The 19,845-nt window shown below is 70.9% G+C and carries 21 protein-coding genes; 11 read left to right on the forward strand and 10 right to left on the reverse strand.

The window, feature by feature from the left end; all coding sequences use genetic code 11:
* Window positions 1-182: 182 nt before the first annotated feature.
* Window positions 183-1,046 carry a 16S rRNA (cytidine(1402)-2'-O)-methyltransferase gene (gene rsmI, locus NOO62_RS16865; protein ID WP_268771706.1) on the reverse strand — a complete coding sequence of 288 codons (864 nt, stop codon included), beginning with the start codon at window positions 1,044-1,046 and terminating at the stop codon, window positions 183-185.
* Between the two features lie 95 nt (window positions 1,047-1,141).
* Between rsmI and NOO62_RS16870 the strand changes: the two genes are divergently transcribed.
* The 5 genes from NOO62_RS16870 (at window position 1,142) to NOO62_RS16890 (ending at window position 8,096) form a co-directional block, all read left to right on the forward strand.
* A complete protein-coding gene (locus NOO62_RS16870) occupies window positions 1,142-2,881 on the forward strand; it encodes a dolichyl-phosphate-mannose--protein mannosyltransferase (RefSeq protein ID WP_268771707.1) in 1,740 nt (579 codons plus the stop codon).
* A 156-nt stretch (window positions 2,882-3,037) separates the two neighbouring features.
* The gene (locus NOO62_RS16875) at window positions 3,038-4,666 is read left to right on the forward strand and encodes a penicillin-binding transpeptidase domain-containing protein (protein ID WP_268771708.1); all 1,629 of its coding nucleotides are present in this window, start codon (window positions 3,038-3,040) and stop codon (window positions 4,664-4,666) included.
* A gap of 251 nt (window positions 4,667-4,917) precedes the next feature.
* Window positions 4,918-6,579, forward strand: coding sequence for a penicillin-binding transpeptidase domain-containing protein (locus tag NOO62_RS16880; RefSeq protein WP_268775654.1), 1,662 nt, complete (start codon window positions 4,918-4,920; stop codon window positions 6,577-6,579).
* 162 nt (window positions 6,580-6,741) lie between these two features.
* Entirely contained in the window at window positions 6,742-7,248 is a 507-nt protein-coding gene (locus tag NOO62_RS16885; protein WP_268771709.1) for a YbaK/EbsC family protein, read from the forward strand.
* Window positions 7,245-8,096 (forward strand): DMT family transporter, encoded by an 852-nt coding sequence (locus NOO62_RS16890; protein WP_268771710.1) that lies wholly within the window; start codon window positions 7,245-7,247, stop codon window positions 8,094-8,096. The genes NOO62_RS16885 and NOO62_RS16890 overlap by 4 nt, the downstream gene beginning before the upstream one ends.
* 159 nt (window positions 8,097-8,255) lie before the next feature.
* Here the strand turns inward: NOO62_RS16890 and NOO62_RS16895 are convergent, their stop codons facing one another.
* A complete protein-coding gene (locus tag NOO62_RS16895; RefSeq protein ID WP_268771711.1) occupies window positions 8,256-8,624 on the reverse strand; it encodes an ATP-binding protein in 369 nt (122 codons plus the stop codon).
* Between the two features lie 62 nt (window positions 8,625-8,686).
* Window positions 8,687-8,842, reverse strand: coding sequence for a hypothetical protein (locus NOO62_RS16900; RefSeq protein WP_268771712.1), 156 nt, complete (start codon window positions 8,840-8,842; stop codon window positions 8,687-8,689).
* A 381-nt stretch (window positions 8,843-9,223) separates the two neighbouring features.
* Between NOO62_RS16900 and NOO62_RS16905 the strand changes: the two genes are divergently transcribed.
* The 3 genes from NOO62_RS16905 (at window position 9,224) to NOO62_RS16915 (ending at window position 10,636) form a co-directional block, all read left to right on the forward strand.
* On the forward strand, window positions 9,224-10,081 hold the full coding sequence (locus NOO62_RS16905) for a helix-turn-helix domain-containing protein (RefSeq protein WP_268771713.1): 858 nt from the start codon (window positions 9,224-9,226) through the stop codon (window positions 10,079-10,081).
* A gap of 14 nt (window positions 10,082-10,095) precedes the next feature.
* Complete coding sequence (locus NOO62_RS16910; protein ID WP_268771714.1) at window positions 10,096-10,293, forward strand: DUF397 domain-containing protein; 198 nt, start codon at window positions 10,096-10,098, stop codon at window positions 10,291-10,293.
* 133 nt (window positions 10,294-10,426) lie between these two features.
* Window positions 10,427-10,636: a DUF397 domain-containing protein gene (locus tag NOO62_RS16915; RefSeq protein WP_268771715.1), complete on the forward strand. Its 210-nt coding sequence runs from the start codon at window positions 10,427-10,429 to the stop codon at window positions 10,634-10,636.
* Window positions 10,637-10,645: 9 nt separating this feature from the next.
* Here NOO62_RS16915 and NOO62_RS16920 read toward each other — a convergent pair whose 3' ends face one another.
* Window positions 10,646-11,284: a permease prefix domain 1-containing protein gene (locus NOO62_RS16920; protein WP_268771716.1), complete on the reverse strand. Its 639-nt coding sequence runs from the start codon at window positions 11,282-11,284 to the stop codon at window positions 10,646-10,648.
* On the reverse strand, window positions 11,281-11,637 hold the full coding sequence (locus NOO62_RS16925) for a PadR family transcriptional regulator (protein ID WP_268771717.1): 357 nt from the start codon (window positions 11,635-11,637) through the stop codon (window positions 11,281-11,283). The genes NOO62_RS16920 and NOO62_RS16925 overlap by 4 nt, the downstream gene beginning before the upstream one ends.
* Window positions 11,638-11,759: 122 nt before the next feature.
* On the opposite strand from NOO62_RS16925, the gene NOO62_RS16930 reads away from it, so the two are divergent.
* Window positions 11,760-12,317 (forward strand): hypothetical protein, encoded by a 558-nt coding sequence (locus NOO62_RS16930; protein ID WP_268771718.1) that lies wholly within the window; start codon window positions 11,760-11,762, stop codon window positions 12,315-12,317.
* Window positions 12,314-12,619, forward strand: a complete 306-nt coding sequence (locus NOO62_RS16935) for a hypothetical protein (protein WP_321170578.1) — start codon at window positions 12,314-12,316, stop codon at window positions 12,617-12,619. Before NOO62_RS16930 ends, NOO62_RS16935 begins: the two co-directional genes overlap by 4 nt.
* 491 nt (window positions 12,620-13,110) lie before the next feature.
* Here NOO62_RS16935 and NOO62_RS16940 read toward each other — a convergent pair whose 3' ends face one another.
* From NOO62_RS16940 to NOO62_RS16955, 4 genes are read right to left on the reverse strand one after another with little or no spacing between them, the layout of a single operon-like run.
* Window positions 13,111-14,301 (reverse strand): serine hydrolase domain-containing protein, encoded by a 1,191-nt coding sequence (locus NOO62_RS16940; protein WP_268771719.1) that lies wholly within the window; start codon window positions 14,299-14,301, stop codon window positions 13,111-13,113.
* Window positions 14,302-14,357: 56 nt separating this feature from the next.
* Entirely contained in the window at window positions 14,358-15,164 is an 807-nt protein-coding gene (locus NOO62_RS16945) for an energy-coupling factor ABC transporter ATP-binding protein (protein ID WP_268771720.1), read from the reverse strand.
* The gene (gene cbiQ / locus NOO62_RS16950) at window positions 15,152-15,913 is read right to left on the reverse strand and encodes a cobalt ECF transporter T component CbiQ (RefSeq protein WP_268771721.1); all 762 of its coding nucleotides are present in this window, start codon (window positions 15,911-15,913) and stop codon (window positions 15,152-15,154) included. Before cbiQ ends, NOO62_RS16945 begins: the two co-directional genes overlap by 13 nt.
* A 1-nt stretch (window position 15,914) precedes the next feature.
* Complete coding sequence (locus tag NOO62_RS16955) at window positions 15,915-16,979, reverse strand: energy-coupling factor ABC transporter permease (protein WP_268771722.1); 1,065 nt, start codon at window positions 16,977-16,979, stop codon at window positions 15,915-15,917.
* Window positions 16,980-17,186: 207 nt separating this feature from the next.
* Between NOO62_RS16955 and NOO62_RS16960 the strand changes: the two genes are divergently transcribed.
* The gene (locus tag NOO62_RS16960) at window positions 17,187-17,531 is read left to right on the forward strand and encodes an SsgA family sporulation/cell division regulator (RefSeq protein WP_268771723.1); all 345 of its coding nucleotides are present in this window, start codon (window positions 17,187-17,189) and stop codon (window positions 17,529-17,531) included.
* A 12-nt stretch (window positions 17,532-17,543) separates the two neighbouring features.
* Here the strand turns inward: NOO62_RS16960 and NOO62_RS16965 are convergent, their stop codons facing one another.
* Entirely contained in the window at window positions 17,544-19,781 is a 2,238-nt protein-coding gene (locus NOO62_RS16965; protein WP_268771724.1) for an MMPL family transporter, read from the reverse strand.
* Between the last annotated feature and the right edge of the window lie 64 nt (window positions 19,782-19,845).

The raw sequence follows: 19,845 nt of genomic DNA on the forward strand, positions 1-19,845 counted from the left end.
CAAGCACTGCCGGTGTCCGGGAGTGCCCCGGGCCGGAAGCGTGGGGACGGGTGCGTCCCTTCAACCAGTGGACGCCTTTCCGGGAGCGAGCGCATCAGACCTGTCGAGCATTGGAGCCGTTTTGGCCTTTCCTTAGGAAAGGGGCCCGAAAACAGCCTGGTGCGCGGCCCGCGCTTTGCTTTTCACGATAGTCCTTTGCCTGCCGATGGGCTGCCGCGATCCGCATTCTTTGCCGCCACGACGGCATCGAACACCTCCCGTTTGGGAAGGCCCGCTTCGGCGGCCACCGCGGCGATCGCCTCCTTGCGTCGCTCGCCCGCCTCCTCGCGCACCCGCACCCTGCGCACCAGCTCGTCCGGACCGAGTTCTCCGGCACTTCTCTCGGGCGCACCCTCCACGACGACGGTGATCTCGCCCCGTACGCCGTCGGCGGCCCACTCGGCGAGTTCCTTCAACGAACCGCGCTTGACCTCTTCGTACGTCTTGGTCAGCTCGCGGCAGACCGCGGCCCTGCGCTCCTCGCCGAACGCCTCGGCCATCGCGGCGAGCGTGTCGTCGATGCGGTGCGGCGCCTCGAAGTACACGAGGGTCCTGCGGTCCTCCGCGACCTCCTTGAGCCGCGAGAGCCGCTCGCCCGCCTTGCGCGGCAGGAACCCCTCGAAGCAGAAGCGGTCGACGGGCAGCCCGGAGAGGGCGAGCGCGGTGAGCACGGCCGACGGGCCGGGCACGGCCGTCACCCGCACGTCCCGCTCGACGGCCGCCGCGACCAGGCGGTAGCCGGGGTCGGAGACGGACGGCATGCCCGCGTCCGTCACGAGCAGCACGCGCGCGCCGCCCACCAGCGCCTCGACCAGCTCGGGCGTGCGCGCGGTCTCGTTGCCCTCGAAGTACGAGACGACCCGCCCGCCGACCTGCACACCGAGCGCCTGGGTGAGCCTGCGCAGGCGCCGCGTGTCCTCGGCGGCGACGACGTCGGCCGACTCCAGCTCGGCGGCGAGCCGCGGCGGCGCGTCGGCGACGTCGCCGATGGGCGTGCCTGCCAACACAAGGGTTCCGGGGGAATCAGCGCTTCCTGTCACTGTTCCATCCTCGCAGGGCCCACGGACGGGACTCGCACAGTCTGGTTCCCTACGATGGCGCGGTGACCAGTACCGCGTCTTCCCCGGACACCCGCGAGGGCCAGGCAGCCGAGGAGCAGCAGCCCCCGTGGCAGCGGCGGCTGCGCAGATTCGGCCATGTGGAGCGGCCCAGGGACGACGTGAGGGCGCGCCTCGTGCCCGCGTACACGCGGCCGAGCCCCCGCCTGTGGATGACGCTCGGCCTGTCGAAGCGGGCCGCGGACCAGGTGGGCCGCTGGTCCGGCTGGGTCGGTCCGCTGCTGATCACGCTCGTCGCCGGGGTGACCCGCTTCTGGAACCTCGGCAATCCGAAGGCCGTGATATTCGACGAGACGTACTACGCGAAGGACGCCTGGGCGCTCATCCACCGCGGCTTCGAGACCAACTGGCCGGAGAAGGTCAACGGCGACGTCCTCGAGCAGGGCAGCGACATCGCGATCCCGCACGACGCGGCGTACGTGGTGCATCCGCCGGTCGGCAAGTACGTGATCGGCGTCGGCGAGTGGCTGTTCGGTTTCGACCCGTTCGGCTGGCGCTTCATGACGGCGGTGCTCGGCACGCTGTCGGTGCTGATGCTGTGCCGGATCGGGCGGCGCCTCTTCCGCTCGACGTTCCTCGGCTGCCTGGCGGGCGCGCTGCTCGCGGTGGACGGCCTGCACTACGTGATGAGCCGCACGGCGCTGCTCGACCAGGTCCTGATGTTCTTCGTGCTCGCCGCGTTCGGGTGCTTCCTGATCGACAGGGACAAGGCGCGGGCCCGGCTCGCGGCCGCCCTGCCCGCCGACGAGGACGGGCGGGTGCGCCCCGACGCGCACGTCGCCCGGACGGCACGCCTGGGGTGGCGGCCGTGGCGGTGGGCGGCCGGGCTCTGCCTGGGCCTCGCCTTCGGCACGAAGTGGAACGGCCTGTACGTCATGGTCTTCTTCTGCCTGATGACCGTGGTCTGGGACGTGGGCGCGCGCCGGGTGGCCGGTGCGGTGCGGCCCTACCGCGCGGTGCTGCGCCGGGACGTGCTCCCGGCCTTCGTGTCGACGGTGCCGGTGGCGCTCGCCACGTACGTCGTCTCCTGGCTCGGCTGGATCCTCTCGCCGACGGACGGCACCGGCGGCTACTACCGCAACTGGGCGGCGACGGCGGGCAAGGGCGGCGACTGGACGTGGCTGCCGGACTGGGTGCGCAGCCTGTGGCACTACGAGCACGCGGTGTACGAGTTCCACGTGGGCCTCTCCTCGCCGCACACCTACCAGTCCAACCCGTGGAGCTGGATCGTCGACGGCAGGCCCGTCTCGTACTTCTACGAGTCGCCGCTGCCCGGCAAGGACGGCTGCCCCTCGGACACCTCGGAGAAGTGCGCCCGCGAGGTCCTCGCGCTCGGCACGCCCCTGCTGTGGTGGGCGGCGGCTTTCGCACTTCTCTACGTCCTGTGGCGGTGGGCGTTCCGCCGCGACTGGCGGGCGGGCGCGATCCTGTGCGGCGTCGTGGCGGGCTATCTGCCCTGGTTCTTCTACCAGGAGCGGACGATCTTCTACTTCTACGCGGTCGTCTTCGTGCCGTTCCTGTGTCTCGCGCTGGCGATGATGATCGGCGCGATGCTGGGCCCGCCGGGATCGACCGAACGGCGCCGGGTCGTGGGCGCCGCGGCCTCGGGCGTCCTCGTCCTGCTCATCCTCTGGAACTTCATCTATTTCTGGCCGATCTACACGGGCACCGCGATTCCGATCGAATCGTGGCGGTCGCGGATGTGGCTGGATACGTGGGTGTGACGCCCCCGGTGCCGCGCATCGGTGTAGTACACACCTTGGACACTGTCGGATAACAACAGCCTCGTCCTTCACCCCCCTTCCCCCCGGCCCTTTAGTGTTCAGGGCGAATGACCTTCCCGGACCCGTCCGGGAGGGCTCCTGGGGAGGGGGCGCATCGTGCGCAGAGGAGCAAAGGCCGCGTTGGCCGGTGGGGTCTTCGCCGTCATGGTGGGGGGCGCCGGGTACGGCGCGTACACGTTGGTGAGCGACGTGAGCGGGGACGACGGTTCGCCGCGCTCGGAGTCGGCCGAGGTGAAGACGGGACCGCCGTCGGACGGTGAAGTCCGTGAGACGGCCCGTGAGTTCCTGGCGGCCTGGGCGAAGGGCGACGCCGGGCAGGCCGCGGCGTACACGAACAACTCCGCGGCGGCCGAGGAAGCGCTGACCGGATTCCGCGAGGACGCGCACCTCACCGAGGCGAAGCTCGTCCCGAAGAAGGCGTCCGGCGCCCGCGTGCCGTTCTCCGTGTCGACGACGGTGTCGTACAAGGGAAAGAGCAAGCCCTTCGCGTACGACTCGCAGCTCACCGTCGTCCGCGGCAAGACCACCGGGCGCGCGCTCGTCGACTGGTCGCAAAGCGTCATCCACCCTTCCCTGGAGAAGGGCGACACCCTCGTGACGGGCGAGTCGGCGTCCCCGCCCATCCAGGCCGTGGACCGCGCGGGCACCGTCCTGCGCGAGAAGGACTACCCGTCGCTCGGCCCGCTCCTGGACCAGCTCCGCGCGAAGTACGGCGAGAGCGCGGGCGGAAAACCGGGCGTGGAGCTGTACGTCCAGCACGCGAACGACGACGCCGGCACCCGCTCCCTGGTCAGCCTCGCGCCCGGCAAGCCGGGCAAGCTGCGCACGACGCTCAGCGCGGGCGTGCAGAAGGCGGCGGAGCAGGCGGTCCTGCGCAGCGACGAGTCGTCCGTGGTCGCGCTGAAGCCGAGCACCGGTGAGGTCCTCGCGGTCGCCAACAACCGCAAGGACGCGTTCAACGCGGCGTTCCTCGGCAAGGTGCCGCCCGGCTCGACGATGAAGATCGTCTCGGCGGCGATGCTCATCGACAAGGGCGTGACGAAGGCGAGCGGCCCCGCGCCCTGCCCGGCCTCCGCGACCTGGCAGAGCCAGACGTTCAACAACCTGGAGGGCATGACGCCCAACGAGTCCGCGACGTTCTCCGAGGACTTCGCGCGCTCCTGCAACACCGCGTTCGTGAAGCTCATCGACGAGGACGGCATATCGGACGCCTCCCTCACCGAGGAGGCGCGGAACAACTTCGGCCTGGGCCAGGACTGGCAGGTCGGCATCCCGTCCTACGACGGTTCCGTCCCCGAGTCGTCCGGCCCCAACCGCGCGGCGAACGCCATAGGCCAGGGCGAGGTCCTGATGAACCCGCTGAACATGGCGTCGGTCACGGCGACGGCGATGACGGGCAGCTTCCGGCAGCCCGTGATCGTGCCGCCCTCCCTCGACGACCGCCAACTGGCCACCGCCCAGGGCCTGCGCGCATCGACCGTCCAGCAGCTGCGCCAGATGATGAACCGCACGGCGGTCAGCGGCACCGGCGCACGCGCCATGGCGGGGCTGGGCAGTGACGTCGGCGCGAAGACCGGGTCGGCCGAGATCGGCGGCCAGGAGGTGTCGGACAGCTGGTTCACGGGATACCGGGGCGACGTCGCGGTGGCCGCGCTGGCGCAGCGGGGCGGGCACGGCGGCGACGCGGCGGGGCCGATCGTGGCGGCGGTGCTGGGCGCAGGGTAATCGGTGCGGGGGTCCCTCGCCCGGCCGGGCGAGGAACTGGTCAAGGGCTTCTCCGTACGCCTCTAAGGTGGCCTTCCGGTGAGGAACCGGGGGTTCTGACGGGGGTTCTGGGGAGCAGCGGAGGGTTTGTGGGCAAGCGAAGGCGCGCTACGGGGCGCAAGAACGTCGGCGGCGGCGTTGGCGGCGGTGTCGGCGGCCGTGTGGGTGCCGGTGTCGGCGGCCGTGCCGGTGTCGGTGTCGGTGTCGGCAACATGAAGGTGCACCCTGGTCTGCTCGGCGGGGCGGCGGCCGTGGTCGTGTGCGGTGTGGGGGCCGCCGCGTTCGCGCTGTCCGGCGGTTCTGGCTCCGGGGGCGGTTCGACCGTCGACGAGAAGCCGGTGGCGTCGGGCCCGCCGAAGCCCGCCGAAGTCCGGTCCACCGCTCGGGCGTTCCTCACCGCGTGGGCGGAGGGGAACACGACCCGCGCGGCCGCGCTCACGGACGATCCGGCGGCGGCGAAGAAGGCCCTGACGTCGTACCGCAAGGACGCGCACCTCACGAAGCCCCGTCTGAAGCCGGGCAAGCGCGCGGGCGCCGACGTGCCGTTCGAGGCGGCGGCCACGGTGTCGTACGAGGGAAAGAGCAAGGCCCTGTCGTACGAGTCCGAACTCACGGTCGTCCGCAGGAAGAGCGACGGGGAAACGCTGGTCGGCTGGGCGCCCTCGGTGGTCCACCCGGACCTCAAGGAAGGCGACCGCCTGGTCACGGGCGAGGCGGGCGACCCGCCGATCAAGGCGGTGGACCGGGACGGCGCGGAGCTGACGGCGGCGAAGTACCCGTCGCTGGGCACGGTGCTCGACGGGCTGCGCGAGAAGTACGGCAAGGAGGCGGGCGGCAAGGCGGGGGTGGAGCTGCGGGTGGTCCGTGCGGAGAAGCCGGAGGCGAAGGGGGGCGGGGCCGGTAAGGGCGACTCCAAGGCGACGCCCGACAAGACGCTCCTCACGCTCTCCCCCGGCACTCCGGGAACGCTTGAGACGACGTTCAGCGGCTCGCTCCAGTCGACCGCCGAACGCGAGACCGCGAAGCGGAAGCGTGCGTCCGTCGTGGTCGTGAAACCCAGCACCGGCGAGATCCTGGCCGCGGCCAACTCCGAACCGGCCGGCTTCAACACGGCGTTCCAGGGCTCGATCGCGCCCGGCTCCACGATGAAGGTCATCAGCTCGTCGATGCTCCTGGAGAAGAAGCTCGCCGGAGTCGACAAGAAGCACCCGTGCCCCAAGTACGAGACGTACGGCGGCTGGAAGTTCCAGAACGACGACAAGTTCCAGATCAAGGGCGGCACGTTCCGGGCGAGCTTCGCGCGGTCCTGCAACACGGCTTTCATCAGCCAGGCCAAGAAGCTGGAGGACGACTCCCTCACCAAGCAGGCGCAGGAGGTCTTCGGCCTCGGCCGCGACAACTGGTCGATCGGCGTCTCGTCCTTCGACGGAGCGGTGCCGGTGCAGAGCGACGCACAGATGGCGGCGTCGCTCATCGGCCAGGGCGGTGTACGCATGAACCCCCTGAACATGGCGTCGGTCGCCGCGACGGTGAAGTCGGGCACGTTCCGGCAGCCCTATCTGGTCTCGCCGGACGTCGACGACCGCAAGCTGGCGACGGCGACGCGCAAGATGTCGGGCTCCACGGCGGCGGCGCTGCGGGACCTGATGCACTACACGGCGGTGGCGGGCACGGCGACCAAGCCGATGTCGGGCCTCGGCTCCGACATGGGCGCGAAGACGGGCTCGGCGGAGGTCGACGGCCAGAAGAAGCCGAACGGCTGGTTCACGGCGTACCGGGGCGACCTGGCGTCGGCGGCGGTCGTGCAGGAGGGCGGCCACGGCGGGGACTCGGCGGGGCCGGTGGTACGGGCGATGCTGCGGGCAGGGGGCTGAGCGACGTCCGCAGGGGCGGGTCGGGACGGCGCAGGAGTTCTTCGAGGCGACGCTGGGGCGCGGCCACGAGCGCTGCCCGCGTGTGACACGCGCCGGACGGGAGCGTCCGCTATGCGGATACGTGCTCGCGTGCCCCGTACACGGACCGCTAGCGTGCCGGGCATGAGCGCAACACCACCCGAAGCATCCGATGCCCACCCCCGATTCGCCGAGGCCCTGCACCGACTGGGCCTCGGCGATCTGCTTCCCCGGGTCCGCCGCTTCCCGGAGCAGACGCGCACCGCGCAGGAGGCGGCCGCGGCGATCGGCTGCGAGCTGAGCCAGATCTGCAAATCCCTGATCTTCGCCGCGGACAGCGTCCCCGTACTGGTCCTGTTGGACGGAGCGTCGCGGGTCGATCTCGACCTCGTACGGCAGGAGCTGGGCGCGGAGAAGGTGACCCGGGCGAAGGCGGACGTGGTCCGTGAGACGACCGGTTACGCGATCGGAGGCGTACCGCCCTTCGGCCACGCCACGAAGACGCGCGTCCTGGCCGACCGCTCCCTCCTCGCCCACGACGAGGTGTGGGCGGCGGCCGGTACGCCCTACGCGGTCTTCCCGATGGCACCCGAAGCCCTGATCGCCCAGGCGGGCGCCAGGCTGGTGGACGTGCGCGAGACGGCCGCGTGACCCCGCTGGTCGCGGCGGCCGTCCTGCTCGCCGCCGTCACGCACGCGTGCTGGAACGCGATAGCCCACCACATCACCGACAAGCTGGTCGGCTTCACGCTCATATCCGGCGGCGGCACGCTGATCGGCCTGCTCCTGTCCCCGTTCGTCCCGATCCCGGACGCGGAGGCCTGGCCCTACCTGGTCCTCTCCGCGGCGATCCACGTCGGCTACTACGCCCTGCTCATGCGGTCGTTCAAGCTCGGCGACTTCGGCCAGGCCTACCCGATCGCGCGCGGCACGGCGCCGCTGGTCGTCACCGTGCTCGCGGCGGTCTTCGCGGGCGAGGTCCCGGACGGCTGGCAGGCGGCGGGCGTCGCGGTCTCGTGCGCGGGCCTGACGGGCCTCGCCCTGTGGGGCATCCGGGGCTCGGGCCGCCGCCCCGACTGGGCGGCGATCGGCGCGGCACTCGCGACGGGCGTCTCGATCGCGGCGTACACGGTGGTGGACGGCCTGGGCGTACGGGCCTCCGGCTCCTCCATGGGCTACATCGCGTGGCTGATGATCCTGGAGGGCATCGCGGTCCCCCTCTACGCGGCGTACCGCTGGCGCACCGAACTGATCCCCCGCCTCCGCCCGTTCGCCCTGGTCGGCCTCGCGGGCGCGGCCCTCTCGGTCTCCGCGTACGGCCTGGTCCTCTGGGCCCAGACACGGGCGGACCTGGCCCCGATCTCCGCGCTGCGCGAGTCCTCGATCATCGTCGGCGCGGCGATAGGCGCGGTCTTCTTCAAGGAACGGTTCGGGGCGCCGCGGTTGGTGGCGGCGGGGTTGATGGTGGCGGGGATCGGGTTGATGCTGCATGCGGGGTAGTTCCGGCGGCGGTTGGGGTGGGGTGGGGTGGCTTGCCGTCTGCCGTGCGGCTGCCGTCCGGCGGGTGGCTGCCGTCTGCCGTCCGGCGGCGGGGGGCGGGAGGCGGGGACGCACCGTGAGCCGTTGACCGTGCCGCGCCGCCGCCCTCCCCCTCCTCCCCTAGGCCCCGTTCACACCCACCGGGACGGAGACCTCTGCCCACACCGCCTTGCCCGGCCCGTCACACCGCTCGGCGACGTCCCACCGGTCGGCGAAGGCCGCGACGAGGAAGAGCCCACGCCCGGAGCACGCGTCGTCACCGGGCAACGGAGCCGACTGTGGCAGCTCGCAGGCGTCGTCGTGCACCTCGATCCGTACGCCAGCGGCCATCCGCAGATACCGGGTCTCCACCTCACTTCCGCTGGGCACCGTCCCGTGGACGACGGCGTTGCCGAACAACTCCGACAGGACGAGCAGCGCCGCCTCCTCGGCACGGCTCAACTCCCAGGCGGCCAGGGTCTTCCGCAGCCCCTCGCGCGCCAGACCCACTGATCGAGGATGGCGAGGCCACCGCGCTACGACGGCGCCGTCAGAGTCTCCGTCGCCCTCCATCAGGTCACCTTCATTCCGTGGATGACCCGGGACCCGACGTCGACGCCGTGCACGGCGAGCCACAGTGCCCGTCTCCGCTGCCGCCGCAAACGCAGTTCGTCAGCCACGAGATAGGGACGTACGAGCGCGTTGTCCTCCCCACGGAGTAGGTCCACGTCGATGACGACGTACGCAGGGACCGGTGCGGGCCCGGCACTTGGGCAGGTCAGCCAGCCTCTGTGACGCCCTGTCGCAGGGAGCCAGAACCGTAGAAGTGGTTCGAAGAGACGGGCGATAAGGTCGGTCATGTCAGCGCTCCTCCAAGCGTTGGCCATGCCCCCGGACCGTTGCTGCGGTCGCGGGGGTTTCGTCACCCCGCACACCGATCACGCACAGCGTGCATCGAAACACAGCGAGCTATCGGCACACGCTAGAGCTGTTCGATTTGCTGCCGCAAGTCCCTCTCTCGCAAATTTGCGGGGGAGTCGAGGCCGCCACTGGCTGGCTGCACGGGACGCCAGCACGGCAGACTGAGCACGACGTCGAGAGGAGGCTCAATGCCCGCAGGCGGGAGGCCAACAGTCCGCAGTCGAAGGCTGGGTGCGGCACTGAAGCGGCACCGTGAAGCCGCCGACCTGGACCAGTCCGCTGCGGCGGAGGCGATTCTGAGGTCCGTTACCAAAATCAGCCGCCTGGAGACAGGGCAAGTGTCGGCCTCAGCCCTGGAGGTCCGAACGCTCCTGGACCGCTATGGGGTCGAAGACCCGGACGAAAGGCAACGGCTGGAGAAGTGGGCTCGCGCCAGCAACGAACGTGGCTGGTGGCTTGATTACCAAGAGATCGTCCAACCCGACTACGCGGATCACATCACGCTTGAAAGTGATGCAACATACATCCGCTCCTGGGAGCCTTCCTTGATCCCCGGCCTACTTCAAACTCCTGCTTACGCTGAGTCCGTTATCCTTTCGGGCCCCATGCCCTGCGGACATGAGAAAGCTGCACAGTTGGTCAAAATCCGGCAGGAGAGGCAGAAGCTGATCGAGGATGGCCGAGCAAACTTTACCGCCATCATCTGGGAACCTGCCTTGCAAGCACTGGCACAGGACGCGGCGGTCTGCGGTGAACAGCTGCTGAAGCTGCATGACACGAGCCAACGGCAGAACGTCACAATCCAGATCCTCCCTTGTGGAACGTATCGAATCGCCGGAATGACCGGGCCGTTTGTCGCCTTCTCCTTCGGAGTTGAACCCAACATCGAAGCAGTCACCGTGCCGAATGCGACCAACACGTCCGTCGTGGAGGCACCGGAGGATCTGGCCATCTACACGAACACGTTCGACCAACTCCGTTCGGCTGCTATGTCTCCTAATGAGAGTTCCGTTCGGATTCAGGAGCTCCTCGCCACATCGCAATGATTGTTGGAGAACCCGTGAACCTTGAAATCGTCACCGAGTTCCGCAAGTCGTCGTACTCGAATCAACAGGGAGATTGCCTGGAGATCGCGCACATTGCATCTGGAGGGCGTGCCGTACGCGACAGCAAGGATCCGAAGGGGCCGACGCTCAGCTTCCCTGCAGAGGCATGGAACTCCTTCGTCATCGGGCTCAAGACAGCGCGACCCGAGTAGCCTTGGGCGTAGCACGCTCAAAGTCCCCGTCTGGCCAGCGGGCCTTGCATGGTCGGCGTTCAACCGCCAGCAGCCCCATTGGGTACGGCAGCTCAGGTATGAGCTGTAACTAAGCCAACACGAGGTGCGCAATATGCTTACCCGACAGCTCAGTGGCGTCACATGGCTTAAGAGCAGCTACAGCGGAGGCGGTTCTGGTGGCGGCGACTGCATAGAGGTCGCCAACCTGCCGTACCGCACGGCCGTCCGCGACAGCAAGAACCCGGTGGGGTCCGCCCTTACCTTCGGCGGCGCCGCGTGGCGCCGCTTCGTCGATGAGGTCAAGGGCTCCCACCCCGGGTAACCCCCCGGGTCAACCCGCCGCCGGTTGTGCCGGGCTCAGACCCACACAGCGGCGGCACGCCCTCACCGATGCCGCCACCACCGCGTGGGACGCCGCCGCCAGGACGCCCGCCGCTGTCAGCAGGAGCCAGTCCGTGGCGAGGACCGCCGCGATGGTCAGGGAGAGGGCCGCCACCGCCATGGCCGCGCTGGCCGTCGTGCCGACCCATGCGACCGTCAGCGGCAGGCTGTGTGGGGTGGGCAGGCGTCGGGCCAAGGCGCCCGTGGCCGCCAGCGTTGCCGCCGCCAACAGGGCCGCCAGCGTGGCGATCAGGGCCAGGTGTGCCGCCAGTTGCTGCCAGAGCAGGTCGCCCCTCGCCAGGTACCAACAGGCCAGCAGGAACGGGGCCGTCAGCGTGATCGTCCGGGCCGTGTGTCGCGCCTGGGCGATGGTCAGTTCATGCTGGCAGGCGGGGACGAGGTCCTCGATCGTGCCGAAGTCCCGTACCGCCAGGCGCGCTGCCTCCTCCTCGTCCGCCCCCGCGTCGGCGTGGGCGGCCGCCGTGTCCATGAGACCGTCGTGCATCTCCTCGATGAGGCGGGACTTGGCGCGCTCCGGGCCGCGCAGGGCCGCTGTCAGTGCGGCGACGTGGTCGTCGATGGGGCTCATGTGGCGAGTCCGGGCTGTGCGCCCGGCTGCGCGCCGGGGTTCAGGACCGCGCCGATCGCCGCGGTGAACTCTGTCCAGGCCGCCCGCTCACCGGCCAGGGTGGCCCGTCCCGCGTCGGTCAACTCGTACGCCCTGCGGCGGCGCTCGCCCGTCGCCGACTCCCAGCTGCTGCTCAGCAGGCCGAGCCGCTCCAGGCGGTTCAGCGCCGGGTAGATCGTGCCCGTCCGCAACTCCAGTGCGCCGCCGCTGCGGCGCTGCACCGCGGTGATGATCGCGTACCCGTGCAGCGGGCCCGGCTCCAGCACGGCCAACAGCAGTCCGTCGAGGTGCCCTCGCACCGCATCCGCCTTCATGGGTAGGCAGCCTACACAAAGGGTGCGTTGGCAGTGTATGCATTGGCAGCCAACATATTTGCGTTGGCTGCCAATGCATGCCTGCTCTATGCCTGCCCTGCTTGGGCCTTGGAGGTCCCGCCATGACCAAGTTCCTGCTGTCCGTGCACGTCCTCGCGGCGATCCTGGCCGTCGGGTCGATCACCGTCGCCGCGTCGATGTTCCCGCGGTACGCGCTGCGGGCGCTGGGGGTCGACGGGGAGCCGGGCGACGGCGACCGGGCACCCGGAATCGCCGCGCTCCTGCACCGCGTCTGCCGCGCCTACGCCGTCGCAGGCCTCGCCGTGCCCGTCTTCGGCATCGCCACCGCGGCCCAGCTCGGTGTCCTCACCGACGCCTGGCTGATCGCGTCGCTGCTTCTGACGACGATCGCCGCGGCGCTGCTGGCCCTGGCGATCCTGCCGGGCCAGCGAAGCCTGCTGGACATGGCGGACGTGCCGGATCCGGCGGAGCCGTGCGACCCGGCCGACCCGGCCGACCCGGCCGACCTGGCCGACCTGGCCGACGGCGGGCAGCCCGTGCCGGACACCGCGCGCGCCACCGCGGCCCGCCTCGCCATGCTGACCGGCATCTTCAACGTGCTCTGGGCCACGGTCACCGTCCTGATGATCGTCCGCCCCGGCTCCACGACGGGGGCGTGATCGCCGTGCGTACGCTCCGCATCGCGGCGGTAGTCGAGGCGGCGTCCCTGGCTCTCCTGCTGGCCAACTTGCTGACCGTCCACGCCCGCCCGCTATCGGGCCTGCTTGGCCCCTTGCACGGCACGGCGTACCTGGTCGTCATCGCGTCCACGTGGATGCTGCCGTGCGCGTCGACGCCGGGTCACCGGAGCTCACGGTGGCGCGCGCTCGTCCCGGGTATCGGGGGCCTGCTGGTCCTGCGCGGGATCGAGGCGCGGGCCGAGCCTTCCGCTCACCCCGCAAGGGGCGGAGGCAAACGTTGAGGCTGAGGCTGGATGGGGCCGGTGACGCGGTGGCGCCGGGAGGACACGGGTGGTGGGCGGGGTGGGGCGGTCACGCCTTCGCGCCGAGGGATGGGGGGGCGGCTACGACGGTGCAGGGCTCCCAACGGGGGGCGGGAGCGGCTGGGCGATGGGTCGGCGGCTGTGCCGTGAGGCCTGAGGGCTTCCCGGGTTGGCGTCAGGGTGGGTGGGTGGGGAGCTGGCGGGCACGCGCCAGGGGGGCGGGGCGAAGGTTCGGATGCGGCCCCCGCGCGCAGCAGGGCATCAGGGCAGACCGTGGCAGCACGCGCAGGGCGAAGGCAGGTGCCGGCGCAGCTGCCGGGTGGGTGAGTGGGGAGCTGGCGGGGACGCGCCCGGGAGGCGGAGCCGCAGGCTCGGGCGCCGCCCCTGCGCGAAGCGGGACGCCAGGGCAGACCGTGGCATCAGGGCACGGCCCGCGAACGTGGGCGCCCGCAGGACCGTGACCCCGACCGTTACAGAGACTCCCGCAGCGCCCGGACCAACGCCTGCGCCCGCGGGTCCGCCGTGACGCCCTTGTTCATGCCGTTCGTGACGTAGCCGAAGGCGACGCCCGACTCCGGGTCGGCGAAGCCGAGGGCTCCGCCGCGGCCCGGGTGGCCGAAGGAGCCGGGGCCGAGGAGCGGGGACGCCGCGCCGTGGAGCATGTAGCCGAGGCCGAAGCGGGTGTTGACGACCAGGACGCGGTCGGGGCCCGCCGATGCCTCCCCCCGCGCCAGCTCGACCGTCGCGGGAGTGAAGAGCCGCCCCCCGCCCCCCACCTCGCCGACCAGCCCCGCGTAGAAGCGGGCCAGCGCGTCCGCCGTGGCGACACCGTTGGACGCGGGCAGCGCCGCCGCCCGGTACGCGGAGTCGTTCTCGTCCGGCGAGGGATCGATCGCCCCGAACGCACGACGAGTCAGCGACTCCGGGTCCGCATACGCCTCCGCCACGTTCCGCTTGGGCCGCATCCGGAGCCCGCCAGGACCCGCCGGAGCCTCGATACGGCCCAGCCGACCGGTCCGGCCCGCCTCCGCTTCGGAGGTCGGCAACCCGACCCACAAGTCCAGCCCCAGCGGCCCCGCGATCTCGTCCGCGATCCACTCCCCCACAGGCCTGCCCGTCACGCGCCGGACCAGCTCGCCGACGAGCCAGCTGTACGTCTGCGCGTGGTAGCCGTGGTCCTCGCCGGGCTCCCAGAAGGGGGCCTGCGCCGCGACGACCGCGGCGGCGAGGTCCGGGTCGAGCGCCTCGGCGGGCGTCAGCGGACGGTCCAGGGCGGGGACACCGGCGCGGTGCGCGAGGACATGACGTACGAGAACACGCTCCTTGCCGCGCGCCTTGAACTCCGGCCAGTACGAGCCGACCGGCGCGTCCAGGTCCAGTTCGCCCCGCTGGTGCAGGAGGAGCAGCGCGGCCGCCGCCACGCCCTTCGTCGCCGAGCGCACGATCTGAGCCGTACCCCGCTCCCAGGGGGCGTCCCCGGCCTCGAAGTCCCCGTCGACGTCCTTCGTACCGCCCCACAGGTCCACCACCCGGCGTCCGTCCCGGTACACGGTCACCGCCGCGCCCCGCTCCCCGCGCTCGCCGAAGTTGCGTACGAACGCGTCCCGCACCGGCTCGTACCCGGCGGCCACGGTGCCGTGCACCCCACCCCTGACACTCATGACACCTGCGACATCGCTCATGACAAGGCCAACAGCACTCGATCGCCGTCGATTCCCTAGCCCGTCACCCGTACCGTCTTCGGATCGAAGCCAAAAGGCAGTTCCAGGCGGTGGGCGCCCATCAGGTCCCCGTCGGAGAGCAGCTCGCCCGTCGGGCCGTCCGCCGCGATGACGCCGTCGCTGAGGATCAGGGCGCGGGGGCAGAGCTCCAGGGCGTACGGCAGGTCGTGCGTGACCATCAGGACCGTCACGTCGAGCGAACGCAGGATGTCGGCGAGCTCGCGGCGCGAGGCCGGGTCGAGGTTGGAGGACGGCTCGTCCAGGACGAGGATCTCCGGCTCCATCGCGAGCACCGTCGCCACCGCCACCCTGCGCCGCTGCCCGAAGGAGAGGTGGTGGGGCGGGCGGTCCGCGAACTCCGCCATGCCGACCTGCCCGAGCGCCTTGTGCACCCGCGCCTCCAGCTCCGGCCCCCGCAGCCCGGCCGCCGCGGGACCGAACGCGACGTCCTCGCGCACGGTCGGCATGAACAGCTGGTCGTCCGGGTCCTGGAAGACGATGCCGACCCGGCGCCTGATCTCCGCCATGTGCTTCTTGCCGACGGGCAGCCCGGCCACGGTGACCGTGCCCGCGCCGCCGGTCAGGATGCCGTTGAGGTGCAGGACCAGCGTCGTCTTGCCCGCGCCGTTCGGCCCGAGCAGGGCGACGCGCTCGCCGCGCCCGACGGTGAAGTCGACGCCGAAGAGGGCCTGGTGCCCGTCCGGATAGGCGAAGGCAAGGCCCGAGACCTCAAGGGAGGGGGCGGTCCCAGCGGTCACAGCAGATACAGCAGGCACGGCAGGCACAGCAGTCACAACGTCCATCCCAACAGGCATACGACGAGAGCGGTCAGGGGCAGGGTCAGCGCGTACGTCCACTGGGCGCGGGAGGCCGTGATGTCGTCGATGACCGGCATCGACCCGGCATAGCCACGGCTGACCATGGCCAGATGCACCCGCTCCCCCCTCTCGTACGAGCGGATGAAGAGCGCGCCCGCCGACTTGGCGAGGACGCCCCACTGCCGTACGCCCCGCGCCGCGAAGCCGCGCGACTCCCGGGCGATCTTCATGCGGCGCATCTCGTCGGTGATCACGTCGCCGTACCGGATCATGAACGAGGCGATCTGGACGAGCAGCGGCGGCAGCTTGAGCCGTTGGAGTCCGAGCAGGAGCTCGCGCAGCTCCGTCGTGGCGGCGAGCAGCACCGACGCGGCGACGCCCAGCGTTCCCTTGGCCAGGACGTTCCAGGCGCCCCAGAGTCCGTTGACGCTCAGGGAGAGTCCGAGGACGTCGACGCGCTCACCCTGGGCGACGAACGGCAGCAGCACGGCGAACGCCACGAACGGGACCTCGATGAGGAGCCGTTTCAGCACGAACCCGGCGGGGACGCGGGCGGCGTACGCGACCACGCTGAGCAGCACCGCGTACAGGCCGAACGCCCACATCGCCTCGCGCGGCGTGGAGACCACGACGATCACGAAGCAGAGGACCGCCGCGAGCTTGGTGTGCGGGGGCAGCGCGTGCACCGGTGAGCGGCCCTGCCGGTAGAGCCGGTGGGCATGGCCCGCGCCCACGTCAGACCTGCTCCGATTCCGGTACGGCGGCCGGTGAGGTGTCACTCGTACGGCGGCGGCGCAGACCCCAGAAGACCGCCGAGCCCGCGACGACCGTGACGCCCACGCCGATCACGCCCGCGAGGCCGCCGGAGAGGCGGGTGTCGGTGATGTCCTTGACGCCGTAGTCGGCGAGCGGGGAGTCCGCGGTGGCGTGCTCCTCGGCCTTCTTGTCGATGCCCTTGTCGTGGGCGACCTTCTCCAGACCGTCGGGGTCGGCCGACGCGTAGAAGCTGACGAAGCCCGCGAGGACGAGGGAGGCGACGATGCCCGCGATCCAGACCGGGCGGGTGGACCGGGGCGAGCGGGCGGCGACGGGCGCGGGCTCGGCGGCCGGCGCGTCCACCAGTTCCCCGGCGACGCGCAGCTTGAGCCGCTGGGTCAGGCCCCGCGCCCCGTACACCAGGTCCGGCCGCACGGCGATCACCGCGCCGACCGTCAGCGCGGTGATGGCGGCCTCGCCGATGCCGATGAGGACGTGGACGCCGACCATCGCGGTGGCGACCTTGCCGATGGAGACGTCGGTCGTGCCGCCGAGGGCGTAGATGAAGGTGAAGGCGACCGCGGCGGCGGGCACGGAGAGGAGGGCGGCGACGAAGGAGGCGACCGTGATGGAGCGGCGGCCGCGGGGCAGCACCTTCACCAGGCCGCGGAAGACGAGGTAGGCGACGACGGTCGTGACGATCGCCATGTCGGAGATGTTCACGCCGAGCGCGGTCAGGCCGCCGTCCGCGAACAGCACGCCCTGCATGAGCAGGACGACGGAGACGCAGAGGACCCCGGTGAAGGGCCCGACGAGGATCGCCGCGAGCGCGCCGCCGAGCAGGTGCCCGCTGGTGCCCGCCGCGACGGGGAAGTTCAGCATCTGCACGGCGAAGATGAAGGCCGCGACGAGACCGGCGAGCGGCGCGGTGCGCTCGTCCAGCTCGCGCCGGGCGCCCTTGAGGCTGACGGCGACGGCGCCTGCCGCGACGACCCCGGCGGCCGCCGAGACCGGGACGTTGATGAACCCGTCGGGGACATGCATGCGCGCGCTCCTGGGCAGGGGCCCTGGGCAGGGCGGACGGCTCGTGAACCGTTCAATGATAGGGCCCTGTTGCAAACGGCTTGCAAGAGCGCGTCGGTCCCGATTCAACTACGCCGACCGCCGCTCCCACCCGCAACGGGTTGTCGTACATATGCGACATTGGTGAGGAAGCGCTAGGAAGTGTCCGTAAGGATGAGGAGTTCAGCGATGTCCGCAGTCGAGCAGTACGCACGCGCCCACCTCGTCACGGACTCCTCCGAGGGCCACCGCGCCGTCCCCGTCATCCTCCACTACGACGCGGAGGCCGACCCGCACGCGGTGCGGATCGGCCTCCCCGGCTCACCTCACCGGGTCTTCTCCCGGCAGCTCCTGGAACGGGGCCTCCGGGCACCCGCCACCTCGGGCAACGTCCACGTATGGCCGTGCGGGCGGGTCCAGACGGTCGTGGAGTTCCACGAGGCGGACGGGGTGACGGTCGTGCAGTTCGACGCGTCCGCGCTGATCCGCTTCCTGCGCCGCACCCACACGGCCGCCACCCCGGTCACCCACTGAGACGTACACGGGTCAAACGCGCACCGGCTCCCTCTCGGCGGCACCGTCCGCGTCCCTCTCCGCCGCCGTACGCAGGCCCTCTCCCTCGACGTCGACGTTCGGCAGCGCGCGGTCCAGCCACTTCGGCAGCCACCACGCCTTCCTGCCGAGCAGCGCGAGGACCGCGGGCACCAGCGCCATGCGGACCACGAAGGCGTCGAAGAAGACCGCGATGGCCAGGCCGAAGCCGATCATCTTCACCATCTGCTCGGACGAGCCGATGAACCCGGCGAAGACCGCGATCATGATGACGGCCGCCGCCGAGACCACCCGGGCCCCGTGCCGGAAGCCGGTCACGATCGCCTGTCCCGGCCGCTCCCCATGGACGTACGCCTCCCGCATGCGGGTCACGAGGAAGACCTCGTAGTCCATCGCGAGGCCGAAGACGACGCCCACCATGAAGATCGGCATCATCGACATGATCGGGCCGGTCTGCTCGACGCCGAAGAGCGAGCCGAGCCAGCCCCACTGGAAGACCGCGACGACCGCGCCGAGGGCCGCGAGGACCGAGAGCAGGAAGCCGAGGGCTGCCTTGAGCGGGACCAGGATCGAGCGGAAGACGATGATCAGGAGCAGGAACGCGAGGCCCACGACCAGTGCCAGGTAGGGCAACAGGGCGTCGTTGAGCTTCTGCGAGACGTCGATGTTCATGGCCGTCGTGCCGGTGACCATGATCTCGGCGCCCGAGTCGGACTTGATCTGCGTGCCGGTGTCGCGGATCGAGTGGACCAGGTCCTCGGTCTCGATGCCGCTGGGCTTGGAGGACGGGACGACGCTGATGATCGCCGTGTCCTTGTCCTTGTTGAGCATCGGCGGGGCGACGGTCAGGACGTCGTCGAGCTTGGAGATCGTCTTGGTGATCTCACCGGCCGCGGCCTTCGGGTCGTCGGCGCCCTTGAGGTCACCGACGATCATCAGCGGGCCGTTGAAGCCGGGCCCGAAGCCCTCCGAGACCAGGTCGTACGCCTTGCGCTGGGTCGTGGACGTCGGCTGCGCGCCGTCGTCCGGCAGGCCGAGTTCGAGCTGCGAGACCGGGATGGCCGCGGCGCCGAGGCCCACGATGCCGACGAGCAGCACGGCGATGGGACGGCGGACCACGAAGCGGGCCCAGCGGGTACCCATGTTCTGCTTCGGCTCGCCGGCCGACCCGTCGGCGTCGGCGGCCTTCCTGCCGCCTCCGAACAGCTTGCTCTTCTCGCCCGCGGGCAGCACCCGCCTGCCCGCGTACCCGAGCAGCGCCGGGATGAGGGTGAGCGCGATGAGGACGGCGATGACGACCGTGCCGGCCGCGGCGAAGCCCATCTTCGTGAGCATCGGGATGTTGACGACGGCGAGGCCGACCAGGGCGATGACCACGGTGAGTCCGGCGAAGACGACCGCGGAGCCCGCGGTGCCGACGGCCCGTCCCGCCGCCTCCTCGCGGTCGCGGCCGTCGGCGAGTTCGCCGCGGTAGCGCGAGACGATGAAGAGGGCGTAGTCGATGCCGACCGCGAGGCCGATCATCATGGCGAGCGTCGACGTGGTGGTGCCGAGGTCGAGCGCGTTGGCCAGCGCGGTGATCGAGGAGACGCCGATGCCCACGCCGATCAGCGCGGTGATCAGCGGCAGTCCGGCCGCGATGAGCGAGCCGAAGGTGATGACGAGGACGACCGCCGCGACCGCGATGCCGATGATCTCGGTGGAGCCGGTCTCGGGCATGGCCTGCAGCGCGTCGCCGCCGACCTCGACCGTGAGCCCCGAATCGCGCGCGTCGTCGGTGGTCTTCTCCAGCGCGTCACGGTCGTCGTCGGTCAGCTCCATCGAGGTGACCTTGTACGAGACGGAGGCGTACGCCGTGGAGCCGTCCTTGCTGACCGTCTTGGTCGCGAAGGGGCTGTCCGCGCGGGCCACCTGGTCCGAGCCCGCCTTGACGGCGGCGACGGTCTTCTCGATCTCGGCCTTGTTGGCCTTGTCGGTGACCTTCTCGCCGTCCGGCGCCTTGAAGACGACGCGGGCGCTCGCCCCGTCGGCGCTGGCTTCGGGGGCCCGCTTCTCCAGGAGGTCGAAGGCCTTCTGGGCCTCCGTGCCGGGTATGGAGAAACTGCTGGACGCGGCGGTGGGTGCGGACGCGGCGCCGACCCCGGCGAGCGTCAGGAGCGCCACCCATATGAGGGCGGCGAAATGGCGTCGCCTGAAGGCGAGTTTGCCGAGTTTGTAGAGGAAAGTGGCCACGGGGGCGTACTCCCGGTCAGGTCGTGTGGTCCGGATTGGGCAGGGGAGATCAGCCCGACGACGT

It is taken from the genome of Streptomyces sp. Je 1-369 (assembly GCF_026810505.1).
GTDB lineage: Bacteria > Actinomycetota > Actinomycetes > Streptomycetales > Streptomycetaceae > Streptomyces.